At 71.1% G+C, this 17,003-nt stretch carries 17 protein-coding genes; 10 read left to right on the plus strand and 7 right to left on the minus strand.

From position 1 onward, the window contains the following. Nucleotides 1–161 precede the first annotated feature (161 nt). On the minus strand, nt 162–782 hold the full coding sequence (locus ABZ930_RS39935; RefSeq protein ID WP_361560004.1) for a PepSY domain-containing protein: 621 nt from the start codon (nt 780–782) through the stop codon (nt 162–164). Between the two features lie 125 nt (nt 783–907). Between ABZ930_RS39935 and ABZ930_RS39940 the strand changes: the two genes are divergently transcribed. Both ABZ930_RS39940 and ABZ930_RS39945 read left to right on the plus strand, forming a co-directional pair. Continuing rightward, nucleotides 908–1,579, plus strand: a complete 672-nt coding sequence (locus ABZ930_RS39940; RefSeq protein ID WP_361560007.1) for a response regulator transcription factor — start codon at nt 908–910, stop codon at nt 1,577–1,579. Further along, nucleotides 1,576–3,024, plus strand: a complete 1,449-nt coding sequence (locus ABZ930_RS39945; protein WP_361560010.1) for a HAMP domain-containing sensor histidine kinase — start codon at nt 1,576–1,578, stop codon at nt 3,022–3,024. Before ABZ930_RS39940 ends, ABZ930_RS39945 begins: the two co-directional genes overlap by 4 nt. Nucleotides 3,025–3,090: 66 nt before the next feature. On the opposite strand, the gene ABZ930_RS39950 is transcribed toward ABZ930_RS39945, so the two are convergent. The 4 genes from ABZ930_RS39950 to ABZ930_RS39965 all read right to left on the minus strand — a co-directional run bounded on the left by ABZ930_RS39950 (nt 3,091) and on the right by ABZ930_RS39965 (nt 5,742). Then, a complete protein-coding gene (locus ABZ930_RS39950) occupies nt 3,091–3,567 on the minus strand; it encodes a MarR family transcriptional regulator (protein WP_361560013.1) in 477 nt (158 codons plus the stop codon). A gap of 90 nt (nt 3,568–3,657) precedes the next feature. After that, nucleotides 3,658–4,437 carry an AIM24 family protein gene (locus tag ABZ930_RS39955; protein WP_361560047.1) on the minus strand — a complete coding sequence of 260 codons (780 nt, stop codon included), beginning with the start codon at nt 4,435–4,437 and terminating at the stop codon, nt 3,658–3,660. 8 nt (nt 4,438–4,445) lie between these two features. Then, nucleotides 4,446–5,102, minus strand: a complete 657-nt coding sequence (locus ABZ930_RS39960) for an AIM24 family protein (protein WP_361560050.1) — start codon at nt 5,100–5,102, stop codon at nt 4,446–4,448. A gap of 1 nt (nt 5,103) precedes the next feature. Beyond that, nucleotides 5,104–5,742 (minus strand): AIM24 family protein, encoded by a 639-nt coding sequence (locus tag ABZ930_RS39965; RefSeq protein WP_361560016.1) that lies wholly within the window; start codon nt 5,740–5,742, stop codon nt 5,104–5,106. A 132-nt stretch (nt 5,743–5,874) separates the two neighbouring features. On the opposite strand from ABZ930_RS39965, the gene ABZ930_RS39970 reads away from it, so the two are divergent. From ABZ930_RS39970 to ABZ930_RS39985, 4 genes are all read left to right on the plus strand, one after another. Continuing rightward, nucleotides 5,875–6,228, plus strand: a complete 354-nt coding sequence (locus ABZ930_RS39970) for a DUF3817 domain-containing protein (protein WP_361560019.1) — start codon at nt 5,875–5,877, stop codon at nt 6,226–6,228. Further along, nucleotides 6,225–6,518, plus strand: coding sequence for an MTH1187 family thiamine-binding protein (locus ABZ930_RS39975; protein ID WP_361560021.1), 294 nt, complete (start codon nt 6,225–6,227; stop codon nt 6,516–6,518). The genes ABZ930_RS39970 and ABZ930_RS39975 overlap by 4 nt, the downstream gene beginning before the upstream one ends. 333 nt (nt 6,519–6,851) lie before the next feature. Continuing rightward, nucleotides 6,852–8,618 (plus strand): cellulose synthase catalytic subunit, encoded by a 1,767-nt coding sequence (locus tag ABZ930_RS39980; protein WP_361560024.1) that lies wholly within the window; start codon nt 6,852–6,854, stop codon nt 8,616–8,618. A gap of 3 nt (nt 8,619–8,621) precedes the next feature. Then, a complete protein-coding gene (locus ABZ930_RS39985; RefSeq protein WP_361560026.1) occupies nt 8,622–10,592 on the plus strand; it encodes a kelch motif-containing protein in 1,971 nt (656 codons plus the stop codon). A gap of 22 nt (nt 10,593–10,614) precedes the next feature. Here ABZ930_RS39985 and ABZ930_RS39990 read toward each other — a convergent pair whose 3' ends face one another. After that, nucleotides 10,615–11,658, minus strand: coding sequence for a glycoside hydrolase family 6 protein (locus ABZ930_RS39990; RefSeq protein WP_361560029.1), 1,044 nt, complete (start codon nt 11,656–11,658; stop codon nt 10,615–10,617). Between the two features lie 96 nt (nt 11,659–11,754). After that, the gene (locus tag ABZ930_RS39995) at nt 11,755–12,747 is read right to left on the minus strand and encodes a DUF5937 family protein (protein WP_361560032.1); all 993 of its coding nucleotides are present in this window, start codon (nt 12,745–12,747) and stop codon (nt 11,755–11,757) included. Nucleotides 12,748–12,832: 85 nt separating this feature from the next. Between ABZ930_RS39995 and ABZ930_RS40000 the strand changes: the two genes are divergently transcribed. The 4 genes from ABZ930_RS40000 (at nt 12,833) to ABZ930_RS40015 (ending at nt 16,831) form a co-directional block, all read left to right on the plus strand. Then, nucleotides 12,833–14,098, plus strand: coding sequence for an MFS transporter (locus tag ABZ930_RS40000; RefSeq protein ID WP_361560035.1), 1,266 nt, complete (start codon nt 12,833–12,835; stop codon nt 14,096–14,098). 20 nt (nt 14,099–14,118) lie between these two features. Next, nucleotides 14,119–14,628 carry a MarR family transcriptional regulator gene (locus ABZ930_RS40005; protein WP_361560038.1) on the plus strand — a complete coding sequence of 170 codons (510 nt, stop codon included), beginning with the start codon at nt 14,119–14,121 and terminating at the stop codon, nt 14,626–14,628. Between the two features lie 56 nt (nt 14,629–14,684). After that, complete coding sequence (locus ABZ930_RS40010) at nt 14,685–15,023, plus strand: DUF3817 domain-containing protein (RefSeq protein WP_361560041.1); 339 nt, start codon at nt 14,685–14,687, stop codon at nt 15,021–15,023. An 86-nt stretch (nt 15,024–15,109) separates the two neighbouring features. Further along, nucleotides 15,110–16,831, plus strand: a complete 1,722-nt coding sequence (locus tag ABZ930_RS40015) for a methylmalonyl-CoA mutase family protein (RefSeq protein WP_361560044.1) — start codon at nt 15,110–15,112, stop codon at nt 16,829–16,831. Nucleotides 16,832–17,003 lie beyond the last annotated feature (172 nt).

Below are 17,003 nucleotides of genomic sequence, written 5' to 3' on the forward strand. Positions count from 1 at the left end.
CGAAGTTCGCCTCGCGCTGCGGGGTGAGCGGCATCGGTGTGAGTTCCCCGCGCCCCTGAAACGAGCTTCGCTCGTCCAGGGGAGGCGGCGCGAAGCGCCTGCCTCAGGGGCGCGGGGAACTGCGCGACCAGCCCCCACCGGCCCGCAGCCGACCCACGAGGTCAGTCGTCGTCGCCCCGGTGATCCACGGTCACGGCCCCCGACCGGAGGTCCACGTGCCAGTCGTGCTGGACCCCGTTCGCCGACGTGGTCTCGACCTCCCACACGGAGACCGAACCGTCGTCGTCGGCCTCCACCGAGGTCACCGTCCCCTTCGCGGCAGCGGCCCGGGCCGCGTCCGAGGCCGAGGTCGGCGCGTTCTTCAGGGCGGCGGCGACCCGCGCGGGGTCGTCGTCGTCATCCTTGTCGGCCCGCTCGACGTGCGAGCCGAGCACCTTCCCCGTACCCGGGTCGACCTCGACGTGGTGCCGCGCGGAGCCGATCACGTCGACGTCCCAGACCAGCCGGCCGTCGTCGGAGTCGAGGTCCGCCTCGGCCGCGACGCCCGGGGTGTGCTTCAGGGCGGCGGCGATCGCGTCCTCGGCCGTGATCCGGGCGCCCTTGGCCTCGTTGGCGTTCTCCTGGGCGTCACTGACGCCGTCGTCCTTGACGGTCACGCTCGACCGGGAGGCGGTCGAGGTGCCCGGGTCCCCGTCGCCGGAGAGGGCGACCGCCGTGGCGGTTCCCCCGCCGATCAGCGCGACGGCGGCGATGGCGGAGATGACGGTCGTACGGCGCTTCATGAGGTCCGTCCCTTCGTGGAGTGCGACTCGTGGAGTCCGACGAGGACCAAGGTGCCCGAACGACCCTGAAGCCCCGCTGAAGGAACCTGAAGAAGACTTCAGGAACCACCTGCGACCCTGAACCCATGCGCCTGTTGATCGTGGAGGACGAGAAGCGGCTCGCCGTGTCGCTCGCCAAGGGGCTGACCGCCGAGGGATACGCCGTCGACGTGGTCCACGACGGCCTCGAGGGACTGCACCGCGCGAGCGAGTCGCCGTACGACCTGATCGTCCTGGACATCATGCTGCCCGGCATGAACGGCTACCGGGTCTGCGCCGCCCTGCGCGCCGCGGGGAACGACGTGCCGATCCTGATGCTCACCGCCAAGGACGGCGAGTACGACGAGGCCGAGGGGCTGGACACGGGCGCCGACGACTACCTGACCAAGCCGTTCTCGTACGTCGTGCTCGTCGCGCGCGTGAAGGCGCTGCTGCGGCGCCGCGGCGCCGCGGGCCGGGCCAACCCCGTGCACACCGTCGGCCCGTACGCCGTCGACACCGCCGCGCGCCGTGTCACGCACGCCGACGACGGTGAAGTGCCGCTCACCACGAAGGAGTTCGCGGTACTGGAACAGCTCGTCGCGCGCGCCGGAGAGGTGGTCTCCAAGGGCGACATCCTCGACCACGTGTGGGACTTCGCCTACGAGGGCGACCCGAACATCGTCGAGGTCTACGTGAGCGCCCTGCGCCGCAAGCTCGACGCCTCCCTCATCCGGACCGTGCGCGGCGCCGGCTACCGGCTGGAGGTCCCGCGATGAAGCGGCGTCTCCTCGGCTCCGTACGCTCGCGAGCCGCCCTCGCCGCCACACTCGTCGTCGCCGTCGCCCTGGTCGCGGCCGGTGTCGCCGTGCTGCTCGCCCTGCGCGACAACCTCGGCGAACAGGCGTCGGCGGGCGCCGACTCCGCCGCGCGCCGCGTCGCCACGTCCCTGGCCGGCGGTGTCGCGCCCGACAGCCTCGACCTCGACGACGAGGACCACCCGGTGCAGGTCGTCGACGACGACGGCAGGCTGATCGCCGCCACCGAGGACCTGGAGCGGATCTCCGGCGCCGGGACGGACGCCGTGAAGCCCGTCGCCGCGCGGCGGACCGACGACGGGGACGACGACCGGCACGGTGGCCGCGGCGGTGACGGCGGTGACGGCGGTGACGACGACGGGGCCGGCGGCAAGGTCTCCGGCTCCACCGACTACTCCGAGGGCAGCGCCACCGTGGACGGCGACAGCGCCGACTACCGGTTCGCCGAGGTGGAGGTCGAGGACACCGCGTACGGCGATCTGACCGTGTACGCGGGCGCCTCGCTGGCCGCCGAACAGGGCGCCGTGACGACGACGAAGACCGCGATGCTGATCGGCTTCCCGCTGCTGCTCGTGGTCGTCGGCTCGGTCACGTACCTGGTGACCCGGCGCGCGCTGCGGCCCGTCGAGGGCATCCGCGCCGAGATGGCCGCCATCACCGCCTCGCAGGACCTCGGCCGCCGGGTGCCGCAGCCGGACACCCACGACGAGGTCGCCCGTCTGGCCTCGACGACCAACGAGACGCTGGCGGCGCTCCAGGAGTCGGTCGAGCGGCAGCGGCGGTTCGTCGCCGACGCCTCGCACGAACTGCGCAGCCCGATCGCGTCCCTGCGCACCCAGCTGGAGGTCGGCGCCGCCCATCCGGAGCTGCTGGACGTACCGGGCGCCGTCGAGGACACGGTGCGGCTCCAGGAGCTCGCCGCGGATCTGCTGCTGCTGGCCCGGCTCGACGCGGGGGAGCGGCCCGGCGGTGCCGAAGTGGATCTGGCGGCCCTTGCGGGCGAGGAGCTGTCGCAGCGCACCGGGGACCGGCTGCCCGTCACGGTGGAGTCGGTGCGGTCCGCCCGGGTCACCGGCTCGCGCGGGCAGCTGGCCCGGGTGCTCGGCAATCTCGTGGACAACGCGCAGCGGCACGCGCGCGCCGCGGTCGTGGTCGCGGTGGGCGTCGAAGGGGGCGAGGCGGTCCTCACCGTCGCGGACGACGGGGACGGGGTGCCGGCCGGGGAGCGGGAGCGGATCTTCGAGCGGTTCGTCCGGCTCGACGACGCGCGCACCCGGGACGGCGGCGGGGCGGGTCTCGGACTGGCCATCGCCCGGGATGTGGCCGTGCGGCACGGCGGCACCCTGACGGTGCGCGCCGCGCCGCAGGGCGGGGCACTGTTCGAACTGCGGCTGCCCGCGAATTGAGCCACGGGTCTCCACGGGGGAGGTCGGCGGTCCTCCGCGGACTGCAACCTCAGACGTTCGCAGGTGTCACGGTTTGCCGCGTTGCGAACGCAGGTGCTCGGCGATGGGTGTGAGCGCCTTGTTGAGGTCGCTCAGCTCCTGCGCCGAGACGAGGTCCACGAAGTGCTGCCGCACGGACGCCACATGGAACGGGGCGACCTTCTGCATGGTCTCCAGGCCGAACTCGGTGAGGACCGTGTACAGGCCGCGCCGGTCGGACTCGCAGTTCTCGCGGCGGACCAGTCCCGCGTTCTCCATCCGGGTGATCTGGTGCGAGAGCCGGCTCTTGGACTGCAGGGTCGCCGCAGCCAGGTCGCTCATCCGCATCCGGTGCTCATCCGCCTCGGAGAGGTTCACCAGAATCTCGTAGTCGTTCATCGTCAGGCCGAAGGGCTGGAGGTCTTTCTCCAGCTGGTAGTTCAGCAGCCTGTTGACCTCCAGGTGGGTGCGCCAGGCGCACTGTTCCTCGTCGGTCAGCCACCGCGTGGCCGTCTCGGTCTCCATGGAATCGATTCTACCTAAGAAGTTGAAAGGCGAACGAACGTGGGGAATGTGACGTTCACGCGTTCGACGTCACACTCCGCAGACTACCGCTCACAGCCCGAAGCGACGCTGGAGGTCTCCGAGCTGTCCGGGAAGCCTCGGTGCCCCTGACGGGCCCGCGCCCGCCCCCGGACCGCCGCCCGGTACGCCCGCTTGGTGAGGTACCTCACCCGTCGCGGTCTCCGGCATCAGCGCCTCGGTCGATTGCAGAAGCACCGTGCCGGCGCCCACGAACTCGAACTGGTGCTCCTCGCCGCTGACTCCGCCGATGCCCGTCATCGCACGTAGACCGCCGATGACGCCCGTCAGATAACCGTGGTCGTAGTGGTGGCAGGGGGACGGGCAGTCGGCCCAGCCGACGAGCGCCTGCGGGTCGACGCGGATGGGCGGCTCCATGAAGACGACCGGACCGTTTGAAGCCGCAACGAATTTGCCAGTGCCAATGAGTGTGAGAAAGCCGGGCACGATGGACTGCTTGAGCGCGAGACTTGGCTGAAAAGCGAGCAGATTGCCCGCGCGGATGGTCAGGTTGCCGTCGTCCAGGTCGTAGGAGTTGACGTCGAAGGCCCGGTCGGCGAGGAGCATCTTGCCGCTGCCCTCCGCCACCACCCAGTCGCTCGCGTGCAGCGGCGAGTGGAACGAGGTGCGCACCAGCCGGTCGAGCCGCCCGTGCCCGATCCCGTTGAACTCCATCCGCCCGTAGTAGGCGATCATCTTGCCCTTCTGCAGGAACCACTGACTGCTCTTCAGCTCCACGCAGAAGGTGTACGCGTTGACGTTGTCGTCGACCGGCAGCGTCCTGGGGTCGTGGATCACCGGGCCCGCGGGCATGGGGTGGTTCACAGCTTCTCCTCCGACGCCTGGACGTACACCGCACCGCTCCCGCTCAGCTCCAGCTGGAACGCCTCGCCGCTGCCGCGGCCCACCATGTCCCGCCAGCCGAGCGCCGTCGACAGCTTGTTGCGCACGTCGCCGTGGTGGGCGACGTACGCCTGCGGGTCGACGTGCACCGGGTTGTTCGGAGTGATCGGCACCTCGATGACACCGCCGTGCGCCATCACCGCGACCGCCCCGTGCCCCTTGAGCGTCGTCGTGAAGAGCCCCTGCCCGGTGACCTGCCCGCGCACCATGCCCATCACCCCGCCCTGGGAGCCCATGAACATGGTCCCCTGCTGGAGTGCCCCGTCGAAGGCGAGCAGCCGGTCCGCCTCCACGTACAGGGTGTCGCCGGACAGCGTGATCACCTGCACATGGTGGCCGCCGTGCCCGAACAGCACCGTGCCGCTGCCCTCGACCGTCATCAGCGGCGTCGCCTCGTTCGCCACCCGCCGTCCGAGCATCGACATCAGTCCCCCCTGACCGCCCTGCACATTGGGGGTGAAGGAGACGTCGCCCTTGTACGCGAGCATCGCGCCGCGCTGGCTGTAGAGCCGCTGCCCGGGCACGACGGTCGCCTCGACCATCTTCGAGTTGATCTCACGGAAGCTCGCCGGCATCTCAGACATCCCCCGCGATCGTGTTGCGCTCGCTGGGCTGTACGTAGACCAGCCCGTCCCCCTCGAAGTGGATCTGGAACGCCTCGCCGCCGCCCTCGCCCATGAACGTGCGGAAGGTGACGCCCGACTGGAACGACTGCCGCAGATTCCCCTGGTGCGCGATGTAGGCGCCGGGGTCGACGGTCAGCGGGTAGTCGCGGCTGACGCGCAGCACCACCGCCGGGCCGTCGCTCATGATCGCGGCCTGGCCGTGGCCCTCGACGGTCGTCGTGAACAGCCCGTTGCCCTGGGAGGCGCCGCGCATCCCCGTGAAGCTGGTGCCGGTGCGCAGTCCCGCGTCCGTGCACAGCAGATTGCTCGCCTCGACCCAGAGCTTGTCGCCCCGCAGCCCGACCAGGTTGATCTCGGTCGCCCGGTCCGCGAACCAGCAGGTCCCCTGGCCCTTCACCTCCATCACGGTCATCTGCTCACCCGTGATGCGGCGGGTCACCATCCCCCGTATCCCCTCGCCACCCCCGCTCAGCTTCTTGAAGGCCATCCGGCCCTCGTACGCGACCATCGAACCGTTCTTCGCCTTGACGCTGTCGCCCGTCATGTCGACGGCGAGCATCTTGCTGCCCTGCAGCCGGAACGTTGCCACGAGGTCGACGGTAACCGGGCGGGGGAGCCCGCCGACAGGGCGGAGGCGGGGCGATGCCACAATGGGGAACGCTTGTGCGCGCTTTCACAAGATCACTGCCAGCCCGTCGACCACTCCAGTCAAAGGTGCCTCGTGGACATCAAGACCGCCTCAGCCATCCGCCGCCTCCGCCTGGTCTCCGCGCCCGAGGCCGTCTCCTTCATCCTGCTGCTGATCTGCTCGGTGCTGAAGCGGACTACGGACTTCAACGCGGTGCCCGTCATGGGCATGGTGCACGGCGTGCTGTTCGTGCTGTACCTCGTCTTCTGGCTGGACGCCTGGAACCGCGCCAAGTGGAGCTTCGGCCGGGCCGCGCTCTACTTCGTCCTCTCGGTGCTGCCCACCGGCGGGTTCTTCGCCGAGCGCAAGCTGAAGCGGGAGTCCGAGAGCGCCGTCGACGCGGCGATCGCGGCCCGCGCCCGTCAGGAAGGGATCGTCAACGCATGATCGTCGCTTTCTCCGTGACGCCGCTCGGGGTCGGTGAGGGCGTCGGTGAGTACGTCGCCGACGCCGTGCGGGTCGTTCGCGACTCGGGGCTGCCCCATCGGACCGATGCGATGTTCACGTCGATCGAGGGGGAGTGGGACGAGGTGATGGACGTCGTGAAGCGCGCCGTCGCCGTCGTCGAGGCGCGGGCTCCCCGGGTCTCCGTGGTGATGAAGGCCGACATCCGCCCCGGCGTGACGGACGGCTTGACCTCGAAGGTCGCCACCGTGGAACGACATCTCGCCGATTAGCACCTCCCCGGCGCCCGGCCGCGGCTCTCGTCGTGGCTGGTCGCGCAGTTCCCCGCGCCCCTGAGGCAGACGCTTCGCGCCGCCTCCCCGATGAGATGGCGCACGCAGTGCGCATCTCAGGGGCGCGGGGAACTGCGCGAGAAGCCCCACCGGCCGTCAGCCGACCGATAACCCCCCGAAGCGCGGCCCCGATTCACCCGACCCCGTGAATCAACACGCCATACCTCACTCGTACGCACCCTCCCGTTCGACACGCCCACGAAAGTCACATTTTGTGAGGTTATCGATACGCTCGGTCACCGACGGCCGGGCGACGGGAACCTGGAGGGCGCTGTGCGGCCTGAGGGCTATGACTACGACACCTACAGCAGGCTGGCCGGGCCGCTGACCGAGCCGCCCGCCGACGGCTACCGGGTGCAGTACACCTCACTCCTCTCCCGCGAGCCCCACCGAATACGCGCGGTCCTGCTGATGACGCTGGCCCCGGTGCTCACCGGGATCCTGCTCGTCTATCTCGTGTGGCCCAGCCACTGGGTGGAGCGCGAGGGCGGCGCCCGCTGGCTCGTCCAGCTCGACATCGTGATGCTGGTGTCGATCGGCCTCATCGAGCTGTTCATGGTCGTCAACGTCGTCTCCATCGCCCACGCGACGCTGGTGGCGAGGGACCCGGTCCCGGTCCGCCCGGAACCCGGCACCCGGGTCGCGTTCCTGACGACGTACGTCCCCGGCAAGGAACCCCTGTCGATGGTGCGCGCCACCCTCGAGGGCGCCGTCCGCCTCACCCACGACGGACCGCTCGACGTGTGGCTGCTGGACGAGGGCGACGACCCCCGGGCCCGCGCCCTCTGCGCGGAGCTGGGCGTACGGCACTTCACCCGGCACGGCGTCGAGGAGTGGAACCGGGCGAAGGGCGCCCACAAGACCCGTACCAAGCACGGCAACTACAACGCCTGGCTCGCCGCGCACCACGCCGACTACGACTTCTTCGCCTCCGTCGACACCGACCACGTACCGGTGCCGGAGTTCCTGGAGCGGATGCTGGGCTACTTCCGCGACCCGGACGTCGCGTTCGTCGTCGGACCGCAGGTCTACGGCAACTACGACTCACCGGTCACCAAGGCCGCCGAGTCCCAGCAGTTCCTCTTCCACGCGCTGATCCAGCGGGCCGGCAACCGCTACCGGGCGCCCATGTTCGTCGGCACCAACAACGTCGTGCGGATCAGTGCCCTGAAGCAGATCGGCGGCTTCGTCGACTCGATCACCGAGGACATGGCGACCGGGTTCGAGATCCACCGGAACGCCAACCCGGCCACGGGCGCCAAGTGGCGGTCGGTCTACACCCCCGACGTGCTCGCCGTCGGTGAGGGGCCCGCCTCCTGGACCGACTTCTTCACCCAGCAGCTGCGCTGGTCGCGCGGGACGTACGAGACGCTGTTCAAGCAGTACTGGAAGGCGCCGTTCAGCATGCCGGCCGGCCGTCTCTTCTCGTACACGATGATGCTCGTCTACTACCCGATGACAGCCGTCAACTGGCTGCTCGGTGTGCTGAGCTGCGTGCTGTTCCTGTGGTTCGGCGCGTCCGGCACCCAGGTGTCCGCGTCCGTGTGGCTGATGCTCTACAGCGACGCCGCGGCCCTCCAGATCGGGCTGTACCTGTGGAACCGGCGGCACAACGTCTCGCCGCACGAGCCGGAGGGGTCCGGCGGTCTCGCGGGCATGGCCATGTCGGCGATCTCCGCACCGATCTACCTCAAGTCGCTGGGCGCCGCGCTGCTGCGCCGCCCGTCCCGCTTCGTCGTCACGCCGAAGGGCGGCGACGCCACCGCGGACCGGGTGCTGACCTTCCGGATCCACCTGTTCTGGGCGGGCGTGCTGGCCGTGTCGCTGGCCGCGTCGGTCGTCCTCGACCACACGCACGTGGCGATGCGGACCTGGGCGGTCCTCGCCCTGTGCATCGCCCTCGCGCCCCCGGTGGTGTGGAGCGTGGCGCAGCGCCGGGCGACGGCAGCGGCCGCGGTGGCCGAACCCGGTAAGCACGAGAAGCCGGAGCCCGCCCTCGCCGGCCCGCGGGTCTCCAGCACGAGCACAGGAGGGAACTGACCCATGGCCTTCAACAGCTACCGGCCTTCCCAGAAGATGAAGAAGACGGTCCTGGGCGTGGGCGGCATCGCCCTCCTCGTCGGCCTCAACGCCCCGGCCGCCTGGACCTTCGCCTCCGAGAAGTACGAGGACTGGAAGATCGCCCAGCCCGGCTACAAGGCCCGGTACGGCTCGTGGTCGGCGGTCGACATCCCGGAGCGGTTCCGTACCAACGCCATCCACGCGGCGCTGCTGCACACCGGCAAGGTGCTGATTGTGGCGGGCTCCGGCAACGAGCAGAAGAAGTTCGACGCCGGATCGTTCGACACCGTCCTGTGGGACCCGAAGGCCAACACCTTCAAGAAGATCGACACCCCGGAGGACTTCTTCTGCTCGGGGCACGCCGCGCTCCCCGACGGCCGGATGCTCGTGGCCGGCGGCACCGCACGGTACGAACTCCTCGACGGCGAGGTGAAGCGGGCCGGCGGCGGGATGCGCGTCAAGAACGAGAGCCCCGACCGGCCGGTGGTCCTGAAGAAGGGGACGAAGTTCCGCTCGCCGGACGGAGTCGAGTACGTGTCGCGCTTCGACGTGACCGTGCCCAAGGCCAAGCGCTCCTACGACGTCAGCTACAACCGCGCCGGCGTCATGCAGCCCTGGAAGACGAAGGTCAAGGCGAGCGAGGCCCGCGTCTTCGTCGAGGCGGTCGCCGAGGGCAAGCAGTACGAGACGGCGAAGCAGGCCCAGTACGAGATCGAGGGCCTCACGGGCAAGGACGCCGACAACGCGTACGGGCTCTCCGAGAAGATCACCATGGACAAGGAGGACTTCCAGGGGATCAGGGCCGCGTACGAGTTCGACCCGGTCGCCGAGAAGTACGTGCCCGTGGACCCGATGCAGAAGGCGCGCTGGTACCCCACGCTCGTCGGCCTGGAGGACGGCAAGGTGCTCGCCGTCTCCGGACTCGACGACGTCGGCGTCATCGACCCCGGGGACAACGAGATCTACGACCCGAAGACCAAGAAGTGGTCGATGGGCCCCAAGCGGTACTTCCCGACCTACCCGGCGCTGTTCCTGACCAAGGGCGGCAAGCTCTTCTACCCGGCCTCCAACGCCGGGTACGGGCCCGCCGAGAAGGGCCGGGAGCCCGGCCTGTGGGACCTGAGGACCAACAAGTTCGAGAAGGTCCCGGGCCTCACCGACGGGGACGAGACGGAGACCTCGGCCTCCCTGCTGCTGCCCCCGGCGCAGGACCAGAAGGTGATGATCCTCGGCGGCGGAGGCGTCGGCGAGTCCGAGCGGGCGACTCCGCGCACCGCGGTCGTCGACCTGAAGGAGGACAGCCCCCGGTTCGAGAAGGGGCCGAACCTGCCGCAGGGCACCCGGTACCTGAACAGCGTGATCATGCCGGACGACTCCGTCTTCACGTCCAACGGCTCGTCCGACTACCGAGGGCGCGGCGCCAGCAACATCCTCGCGGCGCAGTTCTACGACCCGAAGAAGAACGCCTTCCGCGAGGCGGCCTCGCCCAAGGTCGGCCGCAACTACCACTCGGAGGCGCTGCTGCTGCCCGACGGCCGGGTCGTGACCTTCGGCTCCGACCCGCTCTTCGACGACCAGCAGAACACCAAGCTGGGCCACTTCGAGCAGCGCATGGAGATCTTCACGCCGCCCGCGCTGCACAAGGGAGGAGACCGGCGCCCGGTCCTCGGCGAAGGACCGGAGACCGTCCCCGGCGACCACAAGGCGACGTTCAAGACGGACGCCGCCGACCGGATCGTCAAGGCGCGGCTGATGCGGCCGTCCGCCGTGACCCACACGACGGACGTCGAGCAGCGCTCGATCGAGCTGGGCCTGTCCAAGCGCGAGGGGCAGATCACGGTGGACGTGCCGACCGACCGGGCCCTGGTCCCGCCCGGCTGGTACATGCTGTTCGCGACGGACGCGGACGGGGTGTCGTCCGAGGCCAAGTGGGTCAAGGTCGGCGAGGACTGACCCGCGCGCCGGGCGGCCCGCGTCAGGTGTGCGCGGCGCGGGCCAGGCCCAGCGCGTACTCCGCCCACCAGGTGCCCGCCGCGGGTCCGCCCCGGCAGGTGCCGTCCGACTCCCCGGGCCGCTTGACCCACAGGTACGCGTCGGCCAGCGGGTCCCCGGTCCTGGTGGTCGGGGCGGAGCCGAGGGCGCGGCCCGGCGGGTTGCACCAGCCGTCGGCGCCGGCGGAGGAGTAGGGGCCCGCGCCGTTGCGGCTGGTGTCCACCACGAAGTGGGCGCCGCCGAGCAGCCCCGAGAGCTGCTTGCCGTACGCCGAACTCTGCTGGTCCGTCTGGAAGTTCGAGACGTTCAGGGAGAAGCCGTCGGCCCGCTCGACACCCGCCCGGCGCAGCGGTTCGACGAGCTTCGTGGCGTCGGGGATCCAGGCGGGGTTCCCGGCGTCGACGTACACCTTGGTGTTCGGCTGCTGCTTGAGACGGTCGATCGCCGAGCCGATCAGCTGGTAGCGCTCCTCCCGGTACTCCTCCGGGGTGCAGCCGTCGACGATGTGGCCGAGCGCGTCCGGTTCGAGCACGACCAGCGCCTTGGCGTCGCCGATGCCGGTCGCGAAGGCGTCGACCCACTGGTGGTAGAACTCCGCGCTGTGCGCGCCGCCCGCCGAGTGCTGACCGCAGTCGCGGTGCGGGATGTTGTACGCGACCAGGACCAGCGTCTTGTCGGCCTTCTTCGCCTTCTCCCCGGCCTCGGCGATCACCGGACGCGGATAGTCGCCCGGCGCCCACATGCCCTGCGGGTGCTGGGCGATGCGCCGGATCACGGCGGCGTCCGACGAGCGGCCCTCCTTCTCCCACCGCTCGGCCTGGACGGCGGCGGCGGAGGCGGGGTCGACCCAGAACGGCGAGGTGTCGGCGGTGGCGGGGGAGGGGGCGGTCTGCCCGACGGCCTCGCGGGCGGCCTGCCCGGAGCCCGCGCCGGAGCAGGCGGTGGTGAGCGCGCAGACGGCGAGCGCGGCCGTGCCGAGCGCGAGCGTGCGGCGGGACGGTGTGCGGCGGATGGTCGGGACGGGCATCCTGCCCCCTGGGTCGGAGCGCGTACGATTCCGGCAATCGTTACATAAGGGACCGCTCTTGCCGTGGATTAGACGCCCTGTCAGATGTCCGCTCCGTCAGATGTCGCGGCCGCCGGCCAGCAGCGCGCCGCCCAGCGGTGTGCGCTCGTAGAGCACCTGATGGCCGTAGCGGCGGGCGGTGAGCAGGCCCGCGTCCCGCAGCGCCGTCAGATGCGCGGAGACGGAGGACGGGGCGCGGCCCAGGGCGTGCGCGAGGGCGCTGGTCGACATCGGAGCGTCCAGGGCGTGCAGCACATCGGCGCGGCCCCGGCCGAGGACACCGGCCAGCGCCTCGGGCGTGGACGCCGCCGGGGCCGCCCACAGACCGGCGATCCCGCGCGCGGGATAGGCGACGGTCGGCTGCCAGGGCTCCTCGAAGCCGCTGACGACGTCCGGCCAGGAGAAGACGCTGGGCAGCAGCACCAGACCCCGCCCGTCGAGACGGCGCCGGTGGCTGCTCGCCCGGGCGCTGAGGGTGAGCGTCCCGGGGTCCCAGTCGATGCGCGGATGCAGCTCCTTGAGGAGCCCTTCGAGTCCGACCTGGGCAAGCCGCCAGGAGTGGTACGCCACGTCGGCCTCCAGGAGCGCGCGCAGCCGGGGCCAGTCCGGCTCGACCATCGCCCGCCAGGCCCGCTCCAGGATGTCGGCCAGCTCCCGGACGGCGGACGCCGGGTCGGCCAGCATCGCGCGCCCCGCCGGGCCGTCGGCGGCGCCCGGCGTGCAGGCCAGGGAGCGCGCGAGGTCCCGCCGCGCCGCCTCCGGGTCCGTCGCGCGCACCGCCGCGATCTCCTCCTCGAAGGTCGCGGCGGGCCCGAGCGGCGGCGGTCCGAGAAAGTCCGGGGTGTGTCCCCTGCGCGGCATCAGCAGCCAGACCGGAGCCAGGTCGAGCCCGCGGGCCGCCTCCCGGACCCGGCGCAGCCACGGCAGGTGATAGCCCTGCCGCCCCGGCGTCCTGAGCGTCCGGACCGCCTCCTGCGTCTCCCACAGCGGCGAGATCGCGAACCGGCAGCGCGCCAGGTCGCTCTGCCCGAAGTGCAGATGCAGCGGCATGGATCGACGGCTTCCCGGCTCGGTGGAACATTCGGCTGAGTCCGAAACAGTACGGCCCGGCGCCCGTCCCGACCAGGCTGCGCCCATGACGACCGACCTGCCGGCGGCCGCGGACGCTGCCCCGGACGCCCCCGCCCCCGCCGGATACCTCCGGCTCTTCCGCGTCCCCGAGTTCCGGGCGGTGTTCCTCGCGCACGCCGCCTCCCTCTTCGGCGTCGTCGTCGCCGAGATCTCGCTGAGCGTGCTCGTCTACCGGCTCTCCGGATCACCGCTGCTGAGCGCGCTCACCTTCGCCCTCGGATTCCTGCCGTACGCGGTCGGCGGCACGCTGCTCGCCGGGATCGCCGACCGGTGGGCGCCGCGCCGGGTGCTCGTCGGCTGCGATCTGCTCTGCGCGGCCTGCGCCGCGCTGATGGCGCTGCCCGTGACCCCGGTCGCCGCGCTGCTCGTGCTGCGCTGTGCCATCGCGCTGGTCTCGCCCGTCTTCAACGGCACCCGGATGGCGACGCTCACCGACGTGCTGGGCGACGGCGACCTGTTCGTGCTCGGCCGCTCCCTGCTGCGGATCGTCTCGCAGAGCTCGGTGCTCGGCGGGCTCGCGCTCGGCGGTGTCCTGCTGACCGTGGTGAGCCCGCGGGGAGCGCTCGTCATCACCGTCGCCACGTTCCTCTGCTCGGCCGCGCTGCTCCGGCTCGGCACCCGCCGCCGCCCGGCCCGGCAGGCGGGGCGGGGCGCCCTGCTGCGGACCTCCCTCTCCGGGGTGCGGGCCCTGTTCGCGGACCGGCGGATCCGGGTCCTCGTGCTCCTGCTCTGGACCCCGCCGATGTTCGCGGTGGTCCCCGAGGTCCTGGCCGCGGCGTACGCGGACGAGATCGGGGTGGGCACGGCCGGTGTGGGGCTGCTGATGTGCGCCATGGCCGTGGGCACGGTCGGCGGCGAACTGGCCGCCGGCGCGCTCCTGACGCCGACGGCCCGGTCCCGGATCGCGCTGCCGCTGGCCTGCGTCACGCTGCTGCCCCTGACCGGCTACGCGGCCCTTCCCGGACTGGTCCCCGCGCTGCTGATCCTGCTGCTGGCCGGGGCCGGATTCGCGTACACGCTCGGCGTCGACCGGTGGTTCGTCGACGCGGTCCCCGAGGAGCTGCGCGGGCGCGCCATGACCCTGCACAGCGCCGGCCTGATGACCGTCCAGGGCGTCGGCGCCGCACTCGGCGGGGCGGCCGCCGAGGCGTTCGGAACCGGTGTCACCGTGGCCGGTGCCGGGGTGCTCGGCACGCTGTGCTGCGGTGCTCTCGCCCTTGCGGCGCGGGCGAACCGGCCAAAGGGCGAGACGGGGCTGACCGCCATATGACCGGCCGGTAGGGTCGAGGGGTGCCGAAGCCGCTCAGTCTTGCCTTCGATCCGATCGCGCGCGCCGATGAACTCTGGAAGCAGCGCTGGGGATCCGTGCCGTCCATGGCCGCGATCACCTCGATCATGCGCGCGCACCAGATCCTGCTCGCGGAGGTCGACGCCGTCGTCAAGCCGTACGGGCTCACCTTCGCGCGCTACGAGGCCCTGGTCCTGCTCACCTTCTCCAAGGAGGGCGAGCTGCCGATGTCGAAGATCGGCGAGCGGCTGATGGTCCACCCCACCTCGGTGACCAACACCGTCGACCGGCTGGTCAGGTCCGGCCTCGTCGACAAGCGGCCCAACCCGAACGACGGCCGCGGCACCCTCGCCTCCATCACCGACAAGGGCCGCGAGGCCGTCGACGCGGCCACCCGCGACCTGATGGCGATGGACTTCGGACTCGGCGTGTACGACGCCGACGAGTGCGGCGAGATCTTCGCGATGCTGCGGCCGCTGCGGGTCTCGGCGCACGACTTCGACGACGAGTGAGCGAGGCCACCGGGCCCGCCTGAAGATCCCGCAAAACGGGCGGTTACGCTCGACCCATGAAGAAGAGCGTGCTGACCCGCTACCGGATCATGGCCTACGTGACCGGTGTGCTCCTGGTCCTCCTGTGTCTCGGCATGATCGCCAAGTACGCGCTCGGCATGGACGGGGCGGCGGACGCCACGCGCGTCATCGCCATCGCGCACGGCTGGCTGTACGTCATCTACCTGGTCTTCGCCTTCGACCTCGGCTCCAAGGCGAAGTGGCCGGTCGGCAAGCAGCTGTGGGTGCTGATCGCGGGCACCATCCCGACGGCTGCCTTCTTCGTCGAGCGCAAGGTCTCCGCGGAGCTGGACGCCAAGGTCGCCGACGGCGACCCGAAGCTCGCCAAGGCGTAACCCCGAGGGCGACATCCACCGCTCGCACGAGGTGCGGGCGGTTTCGCCATCGACATTTACTAGGACGTCCTAGTAAATTCGAGGGTATGGGAACCAGGGACGCTGACGCCAAGGCCGCCGCCATCGAGGAGGGCCGCCGTCGCTGGCAGGCCCGCTACGACACCGCCCGCAAGCGGGAGGCCGACTTCACCACGCTCTCGGGCGACCCGGTCGACCCGGTCTACGGGCCGCGGCCCGGGGACACCTACGAAGGGTTCGAGCGGATCGGCTGGCCGGGGGAGTACCCGTTCACGCGCGGCCTGTACCCGACCGGATACCGGGGCCGCACCTGGACGATCCGCCAGTTCGCAGGGTTCGGCAACGCCGAGCAGACGAACGAGCGCTACAAGATGATCCTGGCCGCGGGCGGCGGCGGCCTCTCCGTCGCCTTCGACATGCCCACGCTCATGGGACGCGACTCCGACGACCCGCGCTCGCTCGGCGAGGTCGGGCACTGCGGCGTCGCCATCGACTCCGCCGCCGACATGGAGGTCCTGTTCCGGGACATCCCGCTGGGCGACGTCACGACCTCGATGACGATCAGCGGCCCGGCCGTTCCCGTCTTCTGCATGTACCTCGTCGCCGCCGAGCGCCAGGGCGTCGACCCGGCCGTCCTGAACGGCACGCTCCAGACCGACATCTTCAAGGAGTACATCGCCCAGAAGGAGTGGCTCTTCCAGCCCGAGCCGCACCTGCGCCTGATCGGCGACCTGATGGAGCACTGCGCCGCGTCCATCCCCGCGTACAAGCCGCTGTCGGTCTCCGGCTACCACATCCGCGAGGCGGGCTCGACGGCCGCGCAGGAGCTGGCGTACACGCTCGCGGACGGCTTCGGCTACGTCGAGCTGGGGCTGTCCCGAGGCCTCGACGTGGACGTCTTCGCCCCCGGCCTCTCCTTCTTCTTCGACGCGCACCTCGACTTCTTCGAGGAGATCGCCAAGTTCCGCGCGGCCCGGCGGATCTGGGCGCGCTGGCTGCGCGACGTGTACGGAGCCCGGACCGACAAGGCGCAGTGGCTGCGCTTCCACACCCAGACCGCGGGCGTCTCGCTGACCGCCCAGCAGCCCTACAACAACGTCGTCCGGACGGCGGTGGAGGCCCTGGCCGCGGTCCTCGGCGGCACCAACTCCCTGCACACCAACGCCCTCGACGAGACGCTCGCGCTGCCCAGCGAGCAGGCCGCCGAGATCGCGCTGCGCACCCAGCAGGTCCTCATGGAGGAGACCGGCGTCGCCAACGTCGCGGACCCGCTGGGCGGTTCCTGGTACGTCGAGCAGCTCACCGACCGCATCGAGGCCGACGCCGAGAAGATCTTCGAGCAGATCAAGGAGCGCGGCCTGCGGGCCCACCCCGACGGGCAGCACCCCATCGGCCCGATCACCTCCGGCATCCTGCGCGGCATCGAGGACGGCTGGTTCACGGGCGAGATCGCCGAGTCCGCGTTCCAGTACCAGCAGTCGCTGGAGAAGGGCGACAAGCGCGTGGTCGGCGTGAACGCCCACCACGGTTCCGTCACCGGCGACCTGGAGATCCTGCGGGTCAGCCACGAGGTGGAGCGCGACCAGGTACGGGTGCTGGGGGAGCGGCGGACCGCCCGCGACGACGCCGCCGTCCGGAGCGCCCTGGACGCCATGCTCGCCGCCGCGCGCGACGGGTCCAACATGATCGGCCCGATGCTCGACGCGGTGCGGGCGGAGGCCACGCTCGGGGAGATCTGCGACGTGCTGCGCGACGAGTGGGGGGTGTACACGGAGCCGGCCGGGTTCTGACCTCTCGTCGCCGGCTGCGGGCCGGTGGGGGCTGGTCGCGCAGTTCCCCGCGCCCCTGAAGCGAGCTTCGCTCGCCCAGGGGAAGGCGCGCGCAGCGCATGCCTTCAGGGGCGCGGGATGAACAAGGCACTTCAGTCACTCCTCGATCTGCTCGACCTCGAGCGGATCGAGG

It is taken from the genome of Streptomyces sp. NPDC046716 (assembly GCF_040645755.1).
Lineage (GTDB): Bacteria > Actinomycetota > Actinomycetes > Streptomycetales > Streptomycetaceae > Streptomyces.